Annotated in this window: 21 protein-coding genes; 14 read left to right on the plus strand and 7 right to left on the minus strand. The window is 46.2% G+C overall.

Features of this window, described 5'->3' with window-relative positions; all coding sequences use genetic code 11:
- The first annotated feature begins 49 nt into the window (after positions 1 to 49).
- The gene (groL, locus tag AC3ARB_RS01300; protein WP_488320789.1) at positions 50 to 1,672 is read left to right on the plus strand and encodes a chaperonin GroEL; all 1,623 of its coding nucleotides are present in this window, start codon (positions 50 to 52) and stop codon (positions 1,670 to 1,672) included.
- Between the two features lie 86 nt (positions 1,673 to 1,758).
- On the opposite strand, the gene AC3ARB_RS01305 is transcribed toward groL, so the two are convergent.
- From AC3ARB_RS01305 to AC3ARB_RS01335, 7 genes are all read right to left on the minus strand, one after another.
- Positions 1,759 to 2,904, minus strand: a complete 1,146-nt coding sequence (locus tag AC3ARB_RS01305) for a tyrosine-type recombinase/integrase (RefSeq protein ID WP_488320790.1) — start codon at positions 2,902 to 2,904, stop codon at positions 1,759 to 1,761.
- Between the two features lie 127 nt (positions 2,905 to 3,031).
- Positions 3,032 to 3,469: a PH domain-containing protein gene (locus AC3ARB_RS01310; protein WP_488321513.1), complete on the minus strand. Its 438-nt coding sequence runs from the start codon at positions 3,467 to 3,469 to the stop codon at positions 3,032 to 3,034.
- A 19-nt stretch (positions 3,470 to 3,488) separates the two neighbouring features.
- Entirely contained in the window at positions 3,489 to 3,881 is a 393-nt protein-coding gene (locus AC3ARB_RS01315; RefSeq protein ID WP_488320791.1) for an ImmA/IrrE family metallo-endopeptidase, read from the minus strand.
- Between the two features lie 13 nt (positions 3,882 to 3,894).
- Positions 3,895 to 4,173, minus strand: a complete 279-nt coding sequence (locus AC3ARB_RS01320; RefSeq protein ID WP_488320792.1) for a type II toxin-antitoxin system RelE family toxin — start codon at positions 4,171 to 4,173, stop codon at positions 3,895 to 3,897.
- Positions 4,163 to 4,384 (minus strand): type II toxin-antitoxin system RelB family antitoxin, encoded by a 222-nt coding sequence (gene relB / locus AC3ARB_RS01325; protein ID WP_488320793.1) that lies wholly within the window; start codon positions 4,382 to 4,384, stop codon positions 4,163 to 4,165. The genes AC3ARB_RS01320 and relB overlap by 11 nt, the downstream gene beginning before the upstream one ends.
- Positions 4,385 to 4,417: 33 nt before the next feature.
- On the minus strand, positions 4,418 to 4,639 hold the full coding sequence (locus AC3ARB_RS01330; protein ID WP_488320794.1) for a hypothetical protein: 222 nt from the start codon (positions 4,637 to 4,639) through the stop codon (positions 4,418 to 4,420).
- A gap of 9 nt (positions 4,640 to 4,648) precedes the next feature.
- The gene (locus AC3ARB_RS01335; protein ID WP_488320795.1) at positions 4,649 to 5,011 is read right to left on the minus strand and encodes a helix-turn-helix domain-containing protein; all 363 of its coding nucleotides are present in this window, start codon (positions 5,009 to 5,011) and stop codon (positions 4,649 to 4,651) included.
- A gap of 714 nt (positions 5,012 to 5,725) precedes the next feature.
- Here AC3ARB_RS01335 and AC3ARB_RS01340 point away from each other — a divergent pair.
- The 13 genes from AC3ARB_RS01340 to AC3ARB_RS01400 all read left to right on the plus strand — a co-directional run bounded on the left by AC3ARB_RS01340 (position 5,726) and on the right by AC3ARB_RS01400 (position 12,606).
- On the plus strand, positions 5,726 to 5,866 hold the full coding sequence (locus tag AC3ARB_RS01340) for a hypothetical protein (RefSeq protein ID WP_488320796.1): 141 nt from the start codon (positions 5,726 to 5,728) through the stop codon (positions 5,864 to 5,866).
- 218 nt (positions 5,867 to 6,084) lie between these two features.
- Positions 6,085 to 6,303, plus strand: a complete 219-nt coding sequence (locus AC3ARB_RS01345; protein ID WP_488320797.1) for an XRE family transcriptional regulator — start codon at positions 6,085 to 6,087, stop codon at positions 6,301 to 6,303.
- A complete protein-coding gene (locus AC3ARB_RS01350; RefSeq protein ID WP_488320798.1) occupies positions 6,293 to 6,424 on the plus strand; it encodes a hypothetical protein in 132 nt (43 codons plus the stop codon). Before AC3ARB_RS01345 ends, AC3ARB_RS01350 begins: the two co-directional genes overlap by 11 nt.
- Positions 6,425 to 6,616: 192 nt before the next feature.
- Positions 6,617 to 6,958: a hypothetical protein gene (locus tag AC3ARB_RS01355; RefSeq protein WP_488320799.1), complete on the plus strand. Its 342-nt coding sequence runs from the start codon at positions 6,617 to 6,619 to the stop codon at positions 6,956 to 6,958.
- 62 nt (positions 6,959 to 7,020) lie between these two features.
- Complete coding sequence (locus tag AC3ARB_RS01360) at positions 7,021 to 7,332, plus strand: excisionase (protein ID WP_488320800.1); 312 nt, start codon at positions 7,021 to 7,023, stop codon at positions 7,330 to 7,332.
- A gap of 2 nt (positions 7,333 to 7,334) precedes the next feature.
- Complete coding sequence (locus AC3ARB_RS01365; protein WP_488320801.1) at positions 7,335 to 7,508, plus strand: hypothetical protein; 174 nt, start codon at positions 7,335 to 7,337, stop codon at positions 7,506 to 7,508.
- A gap of 2 nt (positions 7,509 to 7,510) precedes the next feature.
- On the plus strand, positions 7,511 to 8,845 hold the full coding sequence (dnaB, locus tag AC3ARB_RS01370) for a replicative DNA helicase (protein WP_488320802.1): 1,335 nt from the start codon (positions 7,511 to 7,513) through the stop codon (positions 8,843 to 8,845).
- 1 nt (position 8,846) lies between these two features.
- On the plus strand, positions 8,847 to 9,443 hold the full coding sequence (locus tag AC3ARB_RS01375; RefSeq protein ID WP_488320803.1) for a hypothetical protein: 597 nt from the start codon (positions 8,847 to 8,849) through the stop codon (positions 9,441 to 9,443).
- A complete protein-coding gene (locus AC3ARB_RS01380) occupies positions 9,430 to 10,152 on the plus strand; it encodes a conserved phage C-terminal domain-containing protein (RefSeq protein ID WP_488320804.1) in 723 nt (240 codons plus the stop codon). The genes AC3ARB_RS01375 and AC3ARB_RS01380 overlap by 14 nt, the downstream gene beginning before the upstream one ends.
- Positions 10,153 to 10,974 (plus strand): ATP-binding protein, encoded by an 822-nt coding sequence (locus AC3ARB_RS01385; protein ID WP_488320805.1) that lies wholly within the window; start codon positions 10,153 to 10,155, stop codon positions 10,972 to 10,974. It abuts the gene before it with no gap.
- The gene (locus tag AC3ARB_RS01390; RefSeq protein ID WP_488320806.1) at positions 10,974 to 11,435 is read left to right on the plus strand and encodes a class I SAM-dependent methyltransferase; all 462 of its coding nucleotides are present in this window, start codon (positions 10,974 to 10,976) and stop codon (positions 11,433 to 11,435) included. Before AC3ARB_RS01385 ends, AC3ARB_RS01390 begins: the two co-directional genes overlap by 1 nt.
- A gap of 18 nt (positions 11,436 to 11,453) precedes the next feature.
- On the plus strand, positions 11,454 to 12,251 hold the full coding sequence (locus AC3ARB_RS01395) for a DNA methyltransferase (protein ID WP_488321514.1): 798 nt from the start codon (positions 11,454 to 11,456) through the stop codon (positions 12,249 to 12,251).
- The gene (locus AC3ARB_RS01400) at positions 12,238 to 12,606 is read left to right on the plus strand and encodes a hypothetical protein (RefSeq protein ID WP_488320807.1); all 369 of its coding nucleotides are present in this window, start codon (positions 12,238 to 12,240) and stop codon (positions 12,604 to 12,606) included. The genes AC3ARB_RS01395 and AC3ARB_RS01400 overlap by 14 nt, the downstream gene beginning before the upstream one ends.

Raw genomic sequence — 12,606 nt, forward strand, 5'->3', positions numbered from 1 at the left:
TAACACTTGTGGCAGGAACCATTTAGTTTAACATAGAGAGGTAAAAAATATGGCAAAAGACATTAAATTTTCAGCAGACGCTCGGGAGAGCATGGTGCGTGGGGTGGACATTTTGGCCAACACGGTCAAGGTGACTTTGGGGCCTAAGGGCCGCAATGTGGTCTTGGAGAAGGCCTTTGGCTCGCCCCTCATCACCAATGACGGCGTGACCATCGCCAAGGAAATTGAATTGGAAGACCACTTTGAAAACATGGGGGCCAAATTGGTCTCTGAAGTGGCTTCAAAGACCAATGACATTGCTGGTGACGGAACAACCACAGCGACCGTTTTGACCCAGGCCATCGTCCGTGAGGGCCTGAAAAACGTGACGGCTGGCGCCAACCCAATCGGCATCCGTCGAGGCATCGAGGCGGCCGTAGCCGTAGCCGTTGAAGAGCTCAAAAACCAGGCCCAGGCCGTTGCCAACAAGGAAGAAATCGCCCAGGTTGCCGCTGTGTCGTCTCGCTCTGAGAAAGTCGGCGAGTACATCTCTGAGGCCATGGAAAAGGTTGGTCGTGACGGGGTCATCACCATCGAGGAGTCTCGTGGTATGGAGACGGAGTTGGAAGTGGTTGAGGGCATGCAGTTCGACCGTGGCTACCTGTCCCAGTACATGGTGACCGACAACGAGAAGATGGTTGCGGAGCTAGACAATCCATTTATCCTCATCACCGACAAGAAGATTTCTAACATCCAGGACATCCTGCCTCTGCTTGAGGAAATCCTCAAAACCAACCGTCCCCTCCTCATCATCGCGGACGACGTGGACGGTGAGGCCCTGCCGACCCTGGTTCTCAACAAAATCCGTGGCACCTTCAACGTGGTGGCCGTCAAGGCTCCTGGCTTCGGCGACCGCCGCAAGGCCATGCTTGAGGACATCGCCATCCTGACGGGCGGCACGGTCATCACGGATGACCTGGGTCTTGACCTTAAGGATGCGACAATGGCTGCGCTTGGTCAGGCGGTTAAGGTTGCAGTTGACAAGGATTCTACCGTTATCGTTGAGGGAGCTGGTGAAGCTTCGGCCATTGCCAACCGTGTCAACATCATCAAGTCACAAATCGAAACCACAACCTCTGAGTTCGATCGGGAAAAACTCCAAGAACGCTTGGCAAAATTAGCCGGTGGCGTAGCGGTCATCAAGGTCGGTGCAGCAACCGAAACCGCCTTGAAAGAAATGAAACTCCGTATCGAAGACGCCCTCAACGCGACCCGTGCGGCCGTTGAAGAAGGCATCGTTGCCGGTGGCGGTACCGCTCTGGTCAACGTGATTGAGGCTGTTAGCCAGCTTGACCTGACAGGTGACGAAGCGACCGGTCGCAACATCGTCCAACGGGCTCTGGAAGAACCAGTCCGTCAAATCGCCCTCAACGCAGGCTTTGAAGGCTCTGTTGTTATTGACAAGCTCAAGAACAGCCCTGCTGGTGTTGGCTTTAACGCAGCCACTGGCGACTGGGTCAACATGCTGGAAGCTGGTATCATTGACCCAGTCAAGGTAACCCGCTCAGCCCTGCAAAACGCTGCCAGCGTGGCCAGCCTGATTTTGACCACCGAAGCGGTTGTGGCCAACAAACCAGAACCCAAAACCGCTGCACCTGCCATGGACCCAAGCATGATGGGCGGCATGATGTGATAAAAATCAAAAACCCTTGATTTTCAAGGGTTTTTCGTCTGTTTCCGGTGTGTTTTTTGAAGTTTTGGGGCAAATTTGGGGCAAAATCATAGTTTGTTGAGATTGCTGAGCAGATTTGCTCTTGCATTTCGGGTAACGTGGTTATAAATTGACAGTGTCGTGTCTGCATCGGCATGTCCAACCCTTTCCATAATCGCTTTCAAGGGCACGTTCATTTCTGCAAGTAAGGAAATATGGGAGTGCCTAAAGATGTGGCTGGTCAATATTTTTTTGAAACTCAATTCCTCCTCAACCCTATGAAGCATGTCGTTATAGGCATGTATGGTCAGAGGGGTTTGACGCTTATATGAGCTGATAAAGATGTAGGAACTGTCATTGTAGTCTGGGATGTTGGTTTTATTCTCCAAAATGAGTTCCTCAATGATTTTTATCGCCCTATCAGGCAGTTCTACCTCCCTTTCAGAAGGGGCGTTCTTTGGCGTTGTTTTCTGGGCCTCCGCCATGCTTTTCAGCGTGTAATCAAGTGTTCCATCAACAATGACACTATAACCTGTGTAGTTTCGCAGTTGTAAGGCTTGCAACTCTCCGTAGCGGAGTCCAGTCAGATATAGAAAATCACTAATCCTTGCATGTAGCAGGCGCCTTTTATTGCCATATAACCAGTCAATAATGGATGCCGCCTCATCCTGCTCCAGGTACTTTTCTGAAATATGTTTCCGCCGCTTATCCTCTTCAACTTTTTTGGGTGTTATTTTGGTCTGCCTGACAGGGTTGGTGCTGATGTAATTTTTTTCAACGGCAAAATCCAAAATCATTGATAAGGTGGTTCTGATTTGCTTGGTATAATTAAGTGAGTGCTTACCGAATGTGTAGAGGGTATCAATTAACTTGTTAATGAGTGCTGAATCGATTTTTGAGACCAAGGCATCATTAGGAATGATTTCCCGAATGTGCTTCATCATGGGTTTGACTTTGATCCAGCTGGTCCGCTTAACTCTTACCTGATAGTAACTAAACCACTCTTTGTAAACATCATCAAAGGTTACCTCAGTAATATTTTTTTTACCTAAAATGGCAGCAATCTTCTCATCCAATATCTTTTGAGCTTGCTTGCGAATCCGGGGTGTGTCTTTTTCCATCAGCGTTGAGACACGTCGCCATTTTCCGGTATAGGGGTCCTTGTAGCGTTCTAAAAAGTTTATTTTTCCGCTTTGGTGTGCCTCAATCCACATTGCATTTACCTCATTTTCTGATAAAATGGGTATAGTAAAGAGACCTCCCAAAATTGGTGGTTTTTTACTATATCTGATGAATCCCTACACTCAAGGTTTGGCGACGGAGAGTGTGGGGATTTTTGTATTACAAGTTATTAATTGCTAAGCGGTTGTTATAAGCAAGTTCAAACAAGTATTTGTATAGAGGTGTAATATCTGTACTCTTAGGGAATTCAAATTTATGGCGGATTAGGTGCTCACTGTGAGATTTGAGATGGATATTTTCGAGATAAGTTATTGTAATTTCGCTATCATCTAAACCGAAGCCTGCTGTTTCCATTTCAACATCAACGATATTCATTAGGAAGATAGATTTGAGGGCCGTCTTCTTACCAGTTGCACCCTGCTTATCAACGAATATAATGCGGATATTTGTGAAGATAATCGCATCTCTAATCAGAACATATCCGCTTTGGATTGTTTCGTCAGGAAGAAGGTAAGGAGCATACTCTGCAGTGAGCTTGTCTACGCTTTGTTGACTAAAATTACCGGCTAGCCCTTGAGCCAGTTTACCAAAATTAATTGCCATTGATAGGCCTCCTTTAAATAATATTTGCTAGTTTGTTAAACTCCTCCAAAACCATGACTTCCTCAGCTACGGTTTTGAGTTTGTACTTCTCCATGAAAGTCAGGTAGTTAAAGGAGCTATGGTCATCATAGTCGTCCAACTCTGCTTTCAGGAGGTGGTGGATCATGTTGCGATTGGCCTGGAGCTCGTATTTTTCCCTAAAGACCTCGTAGAGGTGGGGGAGTTGGCCCCTGTGGCCCAGTTCGTGCAGGATGTACCGCACTCGGTCTTTTTGGGCGATGTGGCTACTGACGAAGACGGTGCGCAGGTCTGCGATGTAGAAAGCCTCGTCACTATCTTCGAGCTCATCGCCGTCAAAGATATGGATGTGGATGTCGAACTTTTGACAAAGTTCTCTTTCGGTCATAGGCAATCAGTCCTTATCTTTTGAGTTTGTAGATTTTACTGCGGTGACCAACTTTCAGGGCTAGGACGACGAGCTGGTCGTCTTGGATGTCACAAATGACACGGTAGTCTTTAGCAATCCGATACCGCCAGTAGCTTTTAAGGCTCCCTTTGAGGGCCTTTCCTGTTTGTCTGGGGTTGTTGCAACCATCAATGTTGGTTGCAAGCCAGTCGATTATCTGCCGTTTAATCGCTTTATCTAGCTTGGAGAATTGCTTGTCGAAAGTAGCAGTAGTGACCACTCTATAGGGCATAACGTTCTCTCATTTCTGCCAGTGTATAAGTGACTGGATTCTCCAAGTAATCGGAATAGGCTTTATCTGCCGAGGCGATGTCATCCTCATCTTCTAAACGCTCTAAGATGGTTTGGGAGGCAAAGTCTGAAAAATCTAGGCCGTGTTGTTCGAGGTACTGTTGAATGAGTTTTCCTTGGTCGTCGTTAATGGTCATGGTAAATGTTGTCATAACTTTTTCCTTTATCGTTTTAGTTTGTACATCTTACAGGCCGAGTAGCTCTCTAGCTTGGCTGAGGTTATAACCCTGCTGACCGTTGGTTTGGTAGTTGGTCAGGGCAGTCATTCCTGCCTGATAATCTTCTATGTCTTCAATCTGACGAAGTAGGCTATCAAGCAGGCTCTCTTGGGCTTCGGGGTGCTCAGATAAGAACTTGGTGATTAACCTGTCCTGCTGTGGTGTCGTGTTAAGTGTAATGGTGGTCATGGTGTCCTCCTATTCTAAACTTCTGAGATAGCCCTCAATAATGCCCTGGATTGCTTTCTTGTCTTGGTCACTCAAAGGCTTGCCGTTGAATCGCATGGCTGTACCAGCGAGTTTTTCAACATCAACCTCTTTTCCTTCAAAGAAGAAGCGTTCTTGGTCAGAAGCGATGGCAGGGTTATCTGTTCGGCCTAAAAGGTAGTCAACGGATATGCCGAAGAAATCTGCAATTTCTTGTAATCGTTCAGCATTTGGCTTTTTTGTTTTTAAGTTATAAAGCGAATTTCTACTGTAACCAAGTTTTTCTTCTAATCCATTGATTGACAGACCTTGTTTATTGGCAAGTTCTTTTATTTTTTCAAACAAAGAAAACATTGAAAAATCAACCTTTCTAAGCCTGCGAAAAAAATATTTAATCTTTTTTCGAAAAACACTTGACTTTGTTTAATCGATTGATTATAATTGTAATCGTAAGCTAAAGTTTTAGCGAACAAGACAAGCAAAAAAATAAAGTCAACTAACTGATTGGCATCGGTTTTTGGTAGATGAGCCTTAGCTTTAAGCAGGTCTTTTCTCTATGGTTTTATTCTAATCTATTGATTATTTTTTGTCAAGTATTTCGCTAAAATTTTAGCAAAAAATGATAAAAAGTCCATTGATAACTGAATAGAGCATGCATGGTTGAAAAAAATAAGCGAAAGAGTTAGCTACTCTTTGACAACAGTCGCTAATTATGGGATAATGTAGGAGAAGAGGAACCATTCTAACAAGTAACTGTTAGTGTGGAAAATCCCCTGCTGACCGTCCAAGTAAGCAGGGGATTTTTTGTCTAGTTGGCACTAATCGTCTTCGTCATCTAGCGAGCGTTTGAAGAGCTCGGTCAGGACGTTGATCCATAGCGGGACTAGAATGTTTTTGAGGAACCATTCTGCCACAGTAACTCACCTCCAATCTATGGCGGTATCGTTAGTGCCAGTCTTATTATACCATAAACCAAGCGTGCTCTATCAGTTAGATAGGGCACTTTTTATTTTTTAAAAAGTTGGTTCGCTAACTTTTTAGCAAAAATGATAAAAGGAGGTGAGGGGAATGGCAGACATTGCTATTTCGTTGAGGAGTAAGTCAGTCTCTGAGACGATTGAAAAAATCACTCAACTAAAAGAAGCACACCCAGATGATGTGCTTCGGGTAGATGTTACGATTCTTGATGACTACTATTCAAACTCGTAACAGCGTTGTAGAACTGCTTATAGAACGACTCAATGTTGTCTTCTGATAATCCAGAATGTTGAACACCTTTAGTAACTCTCACGCTATAATGTTCTACTGCTAACTTTGTCAGTTCTAAAGCAATTTCTTTATTAGTCAATGACATCGTTTTTACCTCCTTTCTGGCTTTATTATAGCAGATTAAGAGGTGATGGGACAAGAAAAGAAAGGAGGTTTCGATGAACCCACAATTACAAAAATGGATTCAGTTGGTCAAGGACCGACTGCACGAGACAGAGATGCCACGAGGTGACCTGGCTAAGGCTTGCGGGGTGGCCAACTCGACCATCTCGGAGTTGATCAAGTATGGTAAGGGGAGCGATGAGCTCAAAGGAAAAGTTTCTAAAACCCTTGGCATCGAAAAGAGCTGGACAGCGAGGAAACAAGATGGCTGCTAAACTCATCGCCAATTGGCAAAAGAAAAATCACCAGCTCAGTCAGCTGATGATTGATAGCCTGGAAGGTCTAGAGGTCTGGGAACTGGTCCTGGCTCTGGGGCGGATTAGGAAGGGGGTGTGACACTTGTCTGATTATGATAAAAACTACTGGTTTGTCCAGGTATCTGTGGGTTTGGGCAATTTTATCCTTAATTGGGTGTTTTTCGACTTTCGCAGAGCTTTTGCAGTGCTCTTATTGCAGCTAGTCATTGCTTGGTTGCTGTCTCGATTTTGTGACTAAGCTCTGCTATTTTTCAAAAAAGAAAGGAGACTTATGACGGCGAGAGACATGACGATAGTTGAGCTCTCGGTGCTTAACGCGATTAAAAATTGTGCCAGCTATGATTTGCCCATACAGGCATCTGAGCTGAGGGACCAGCTGAAGCTGACCAAGCGAACGCTGGAGGAGGTCATTGAGAGCTTGAGAGTGAACTTCGGCCACCCCATCGTGGCCAAGAAGCGAAAGCCTAACGGCTACTACCTGCCCAGGTCCGAGGAGGAGCGGCAGGACGGTCTTGCCCCCTACAAACGGCAAATCCTAACTGAGCAGAGGACTGTGGCAGCCATCCAGGCTGTCGATTTGGACCAGTATTGGTCACAAACAGAAAAAGCCTGACGGCAATCAGGCTCTTACGAAAATAACTACTTAAATTATAACACAGATTGGAGGATTTGGCTATGCCAAAGACTGAAGTAACCTATCGAGCGGTTGGTCAAAATGAAGAGGCCACCCATGGCGACTATGATCATCTCATGCAACGCTGGGAAGGATTGAGCAGAGCAACGGCCAAACAGTGGGCCATGGAAATGCGGGAGCACCCCGACTTTGAGAAGTTTGTGCTGAACCCCACTCATCGGCTAGTTTTCATTGACTATGAGGGGTTTCAACTTTTCGTGACGTGGAAATCTCGTAATCGGTATCGTCCGAAGAAAGAAAGCTTGACAGAAATGTTGGAAAACATGAAATTAGAAAAACGGTTAGGAGCGTAGCGATGACACTTTTTGTATTATTTATCCTGATTGTTATTATCATTTGTCAGAGCCTCATCATTCGCATGGTGGTGAAAAAGCTAAGAAAAGTCAAAGAAAAGCTAGCCTACGCCTACTCACACGAGGGTCAGCGGGAAATCACCATGAACACGATTAAGAATAGGATGTGGAACTAACGATGGACGAACAATTACCAATCCTACCTCAAGACATTCCCGCTGAGCAGGCGGTTTTGGGGTCTATTTTCATCAAGCCCGACAAGCTGGTCACGGTGGCGGAATACCTCCAGCTCACGGACTTTTTCCGACCGGCTCACCGTACCATCTACGGGGCCATGCTGTCCTTGTCGGCGGCGGGCGAAGCCATTGACCCCATCACCATGCGGACCACACTAGAGGCTAGCGATAGCCTGGCGGGTGTGGGTGGTTTAGGGTACATCGCAGAGCTGGTCACGATTGTGCCGACCTCTGCCAACGTGGAGCACTACGCCAAGATAGTCGCTGAGAAGGCTCAGCTCCGTGCCATCATCGCTAATCTGTCTGAGTCTGTATCGGCTGCCTATGGTGGCAGTATGGGAGTTGACGACCTGATCACACAGGCAGAGCAGGCCCTGACCAAGGCTAGACAGGCCAACCACAAGGGGAGTTTCCAGTCTGCCAAGGACATCATCTGGGCCGTCCAGAGCAAGCTGGAGGAACGCTCTAACAACAAGACCGAGGTGACAGGCCTGCCCACAGGTTTCGTGGACTATGACCGACTGACAACAGGTCTGCACGAGGATAACCTCATCGTCCTGGCCGCCCGTCCTGCTATGGGTAAGACTGCCCTGGCCCTTAACATGGCCCAGCACGTTGCCGTTAACCAGGGCAGGCCTGTGGCCATCTTCAGCTTGGAGATGGGAGCAGAGAGCTTGATGGAGCGGATGCTGGCCGCAGAGGGAGCTGTCAAGAGTTACCACATCAAGACGGGGCGATTAGATGCTGACGAATGGCAACGGCTGGTCTATGCCCAGGGCAAGCTCTTTGAGGCACCCATCTACATCGACGACACGGCTGGCATTCGCATGGCTGAAATTCGTTCGCGGGCAAAAAAACTGGCCCAGGAAGTGGGCGGTTTAGGGCTGATTGTCATTGATTACTTGCAGCTAATCACAGGCTCACGGCCTGACAATCGCCAGCAGGAGGTGTCAGATATTTCCCGCCAACTGAAAATCCTAGCCAAGGAGCTGAAGGTGCCTGTGATTGCCCTCAGCCAGCTTTCCCGTAGTGTGGAGCAACGGCAGGACAAGCGGCCTGTTTTGTCTGACCTGAGAGAGTCAGGCAGTATTGAGCAGGATGCCGATATTGTGGCTTTTCTCTATCGGGATGAGTATTACAGCCAGGCTAGCGATAATCAGCATGAGAATAATGTTACAGAGCTGATTTTGTCTAAAAATAGGCATGGTAGTCGTGGCACGGTTAAGCTGTACTTCCACAAGGAGTATACCAAGTTTTCAAATGTGAAGGAGGATTAGGGTGGAAAAATTCGACCACTATTTCAGCAACCATATCGCTGAGAAAATTGAACTGGATACAGTAACGATTATTGACTATTACAACCCTGAAAAAGATTATCAGTATAATCTTCGCTACATTTTCGACAAACGGAACTCATCGTTAGCCATTACAGGAGATTTCGGTGAGTTGGTCGCACGTAATTTTACAAATATGGGAGAGTGGGATACTTTCTACTGTCACTACACAGAAAATCTAGGTTATTTTCTTGAGAAATTGTTAACTTCAAGCAGGCCAGTTCATTACTTTGACCGTAAAGAAGCTAAAAAATTAGTTTTGAATAGATTCTTCGAAGTCGAGGATGAAGAGGAGCTGATAGGAGACGATTATTGGATATTTGACAATCTTTTTAACGTTTTCGACGAAGAGTCGGGTTTCAATATCATCCCCACAGTTTTCCTTGATCGTTTTGATAGTGACTTTGAAGAGTATGAAATCTATGAGGAGTTGAGCACAGCTGGTCGTTACGTCAACGAAATTTTCGAGCTTTACTTAGATACTTATAAGAGAGCCTATGAATACTTGACGAAGGAGAATGATAACAATGGCACAACGTAGAATGTTCAGCAAAAAAATTACGGAGACAGACCGTTTCATCGAGATGCCCTTGTCTTCTCAGGCTCTTTATTTTCACCTCAACATGGGTGCTGACGATGAGGGGTTTCTTGACAAGGCCAAGACGATTCAGCGGACCATCGGTGCGAGTGATGATGACATGAAATTGCTGATTGCGAAAGGGTTTCTGCTACCGTTTGAGAGCGGGGTCGTGGTCATTCGCCATTGGCGGATTCACAACTACATTCAGGCTGACCGCTTTCAAAATACTATCCACCACAACGAGAAGGCTCAACTGGATTATGATGACTCAAAAACGGCCAATCTAAAGCCTTTAGGGGTATGTATCCAAGATGTATCCAAAACGGAGACACAGGTTAGGTTAGGTAAGGATAGGTTAGGTAAGGATAGGTTAACTACCTATACTGTCGAGATTGTGGATTATCTGAATCAGCAAACTGGTCGGAATTTCAAACCGAGCAACAAAACGACCCAGAAGCTTATCCAAGCGAGATTTAACGATGGGCATACGCTGGATGACTTCAAGCATGTGATTACGGTGAAATGTTACGAGTGGCAAGGGAAGGCAGACATGGCCAAGTACTTACGGCCAGAAACCTTGTTCGGTAACAAGTTCGAGAGTTACCTTAATCAGCCCTTACCAAGACATTTGCAACACCAGGACGAACCAGACGAAAGGTTGGGATTTTAGATGGGATTACTTGAACAGTTACAAGACCGACGGTTGCTGGATGAGACCTGCCATGTGCATGGTTGCAGGCTTTGGTTGACCAAGATGCCTATCTTGGGCGAGGTCAAAGAGTTAAAGCAATGCCTGGAATGCACAGAAGCAGCCGTTAAGACCTTGGGGCGTCAACTCAATCATGATGCCAGGGTCAGCAGTCAGCTGGCTGAGACCTATGCGGTCTTTGACAAGCACAGTCTGGTCTCTGACAAGCTCAAGGTTAAGAGCTTGGCGACTTATGAGCCGAGACTTGATGTTGACCGACAAGCGATTAACTTTGTCAAACGCATGGAGCAGTTCTACCGGCAGGGCGGTGTAGGGAATGCCATCATCACCGGTCCGTCAGGCGTTGGCAAGAGCCATCTGACCTACGGCATGGCCCAGTGGTTGAATGAGCAGTTTAAGGCCCACGGCCAGCCGAAGAGTGTGCTGTTTGTATCGGTGGTGGACCTGTTTACCCGAATCCGTGAGAGCATGAGCTATGCCAATGGCTACTCGCCGGCCGAGGTGGTGGCCCTGCTGAGCAAGGTGGACTACCTGTTTTTGGACGACCTGGGCAAGGAGAGCCGTAAGGCGGACGGGCGAACCAATGAGTGGGCCCATCAGATTCTTTACGAGATTTTGGACAAGCGGAGCAACACAATCATTAACACGAATCTGACCAGCAAGGAAATCAAGGCCTTGTATGCGGACGATTATGGCAATGGTGCTCTGAGCAGCCGTATCCTGGAAGGTGTGACGGGGAATAGCTTTGTTTATCCGAAGGATATGGATGATAGGAGGTATTGATGGGTGATATCAGAATTTTAGATGCTTGTTGCGGTAGTCGGATGTTTTGGTTTGACAAAAACGAGCCACACACGACCTACATGGATAGACGAGAAGAATCATTTGAAATCCACGGCAAGCATATCAACGTGAAGCCTGATATTGTGGCTGATTTTCGGGACATTCCGTTTGAAGATGAGATTTTCAATCTGGTTGTATTCGACCCGCCCCACCTACTGTGGGCAGGTCAAAAATCCTTTATGCGAGCCCAGTATGGTCAACTTGACGTTTTGACCTGGCGACTTGATTTACAACAAGGATTTGAAGAGTGCTTTCGAGTTTTGAAAACTGGCGGAACTCTTATTTTTAAGTGGTCAGATGCTCAGGTCAATGTCAAGGAAATTTTAGAACTGGTTCCACACCAACCATTATTTGGTCAACAACGTGGAACAACCCATTGGTTGGCATTTATGAAATTTTAGGAGGTATTAATGCGACAGATGACCGTATGGGCTCTGTTTGATAGTGGCAATGGCTCCTACACCAAGGGGGCTGAGGCCCTCAATCGTTCAGGGGGGGCGAACATTGATATCTACCCTATCGGGATTGATGTTGAGAAGAAGAACAACCACTTCATTGAGTTGAACTTGGCGGATTACGGGCGGTTGTTTGGTGATAATACCATGTTCGAGACCTTGGATAAGCTCCCAAAACCTGACTTGATTATCGCTAGTCCGCCATGCGAAAGCTGGTCCAATGCTAGTGCAATGGCTGAGGGGAATGCTTGCTGGAAGCAGGAAGACTTATCTGACAGTTTGTTCTCTCCTCAGCGTGAACCGAGCATGTTTACCATCAGAAATAAGACAGACTATGAAAAAGCCTATATCAACTACAAGTACGATAGGCAGTTCATGAAACGGGTCAATGGAGAACTGACGGCATTTAACACTGTTGAGATTATTAAACGGTATCAGCCCAAGGTGTTCATCATTGAGAACCCAGCTAGCGGGAGACTTTGGAAGTATATTGAACAGGTGATGGGATTTAGATTACCACATCTGAATATTACTAGATACAACAACTATGACTACCCACTGCAAAAGCCAACAAAATTTGCGAGCAATATTGACTTGACGTTAAAAAATGACAGAATCAATCAAGATATCGCTTGGAATCATTTTTCGAAATCATACAATGAGCGGTCCAATATTCCGCAGCAGTTGGTAATTGATATTTTTTACAAGGTACTAGATTACCTGGAACAGATTGATAAGGAGGTACTAGATGACAGACCATAATCGTGTGTGGACTATCCTGTTTTGGGAGGACAAGCATCGCAAGCTCTCCGAGGAAGAAAAGTTTCGGTTGATGAAACTGACTGACGAGGAATTTGCCCCTGCTTTGGACAAGTTGGCAAGAAAATCCTATGTGGGATTTGATAAGGCTGTCTTGCAGGAGGCTATCAACTGGATTGATTTCCTGGAGGACGAACGGCGGCGGTGCTATAAGGAACTTGAAGAAAATGAAGTCGAGAATGAGCGGTTGAAGGCTCAAAATCGTGGCCTGATGGAAGCTCTTGGTCGGCAGGTCTGGGATGAGATGCGGAGCTCGGCTATGTCGCGGAAAAACCGTAGGAAGTTTAATTATAGATAG

It is taken from the genome of Streptococcus sp. ZY171113 (assembly GCF_057748235.1).

Bases quoted from the DNA above. Each gene is read 5' to 3' on its own strand.
- groL (WP_488320789.1), top strand. From the start codon at position 50: ATGGCAAAAGACATTAAATTTTCAGCAGACGCTCGGGAGAGCATGGTG.
- AC3ARB_RS01305 (WP_488320790.1), bottom strand. From the start codon at position 2,904: ATGTGGATTGAGGCACACCAAAGCGGAAAAATAAACTTTTTAGAACGC.
- AC3ARB_RS01315 (WP_488320791.1), bottom strand. From the start codon at position 3,881: ATGACCGAAAGAGAACTTTGTCAAAAGTTCGACATCCACATCCATATC.
- AC3ARB_RS01320 (WP_488320792.1), bottom strand. From the start codon at position 4,173: ATGCCCTATAGAGTGGTCACTACTGCTACTTTCGACAAGCAATTCTCC.
- relB (WP_488320793.1), bottom strand. From the start codon at position 4,384: ATGACAACATTTACCATGACCATTAACGACGACCAAGGAAAACTCATT.
- AC3ARB_RS01330 (WP_488320794.1), bottom strand. From the start codon at position 4,639: ATGACCACCATTACACTTAACACGACACCACAGCAGGACAGGTTAATC.
- AC3ARB_RS01335 (WP_488320795.1), bottom strand. From the start codon at position 5,011: ATGTTTTCTTTGTTTGAAAAAATAAAAGAACTTGCCAATAAACAAGGT.
- AC3ARB_RS01340 (WP_488320796.1), top strand. From the start codon at position 5,726: ATGGCAGACATTGCTATTTCGTTGAGGAGTAAGTCAGTCTCTGAGACG.
- AC3ARB_RS01345 (WP_488320797.1), top strand. From the start codon at position 6,085: ATGAACCCACAATTACAAAAATGGATTCAGTTGGTCAAGGACCGACTG.
- AC3ARB_RS01350 (WP_488320798.1), top strand. From the start codon at position 6,293: ATGGCTGCTAAACTCATCGCCAATTGGCAAAAGAAAAATCACCAGCTC.
- AC3ARB_RS01355 (WP_488320799.1), top strand. From the start codon at position 6,617: ATGACGGCGAGAGACATGACGATAGTTGAGCTCTCGGTGCTTAACGCG.
- AC3ARB_RS01360 (WP_488320800.1), top strand. From the start codon at position 7,021: ATGCCAAAGACTGAAGTAACCTATCGAGCGGTTGGTCAAAATGAAGAG.
- AC3ARB_RS01365 (WP_488320801.1), top strand. From the start codon at position 7,335: ATGACACTTTTTGTATTATTTATCCTGATTGTTATTATCATTTGTCAG.
- dnaB (WP_488320802.1), top strand. From the start codon at position 7,511: ATGGACGAACAATTACCAATCCTACCTCAAGACATTCCCGCTGAGCAG.
- AC3ARB_RS01380 (WP_488320804.1), top strand. From the start codon at position 9,430: ATGGCACAACGTAGAATGTTCAGCAAAAAAATTACGGAGACAGACCGT.
- AC3ARB_RS01385 (WP_488320805.1), top strand. From the start codon at position 10,153: ATGGGATTACTTGAACAGTTACAAGACCGACGGTTGCTGGATGAGACC.
- AC3ARB_RS01390 (WP_488320806.1), top strand. From the start codon at position 10,974: ATGGGTGATATCAGAATTTTAGATGCTTGTTGCGGTAGTCGGATGTTT.
- AC3ARB_RS01395 (WP_488321514.1), top strand. From the start codon at position 11,454: ATGACCGTATGGGCTCTGTTTGATAGTGGCAATGGCTCCTACACCAAG.
- AC3ARB_RS01400 (WP_488320807.1), top strand. From the start codon at position 12,238: ATGACAGACCATAATCGTGTGTGGACTATCCTGTTTTGGGAGGACAAG.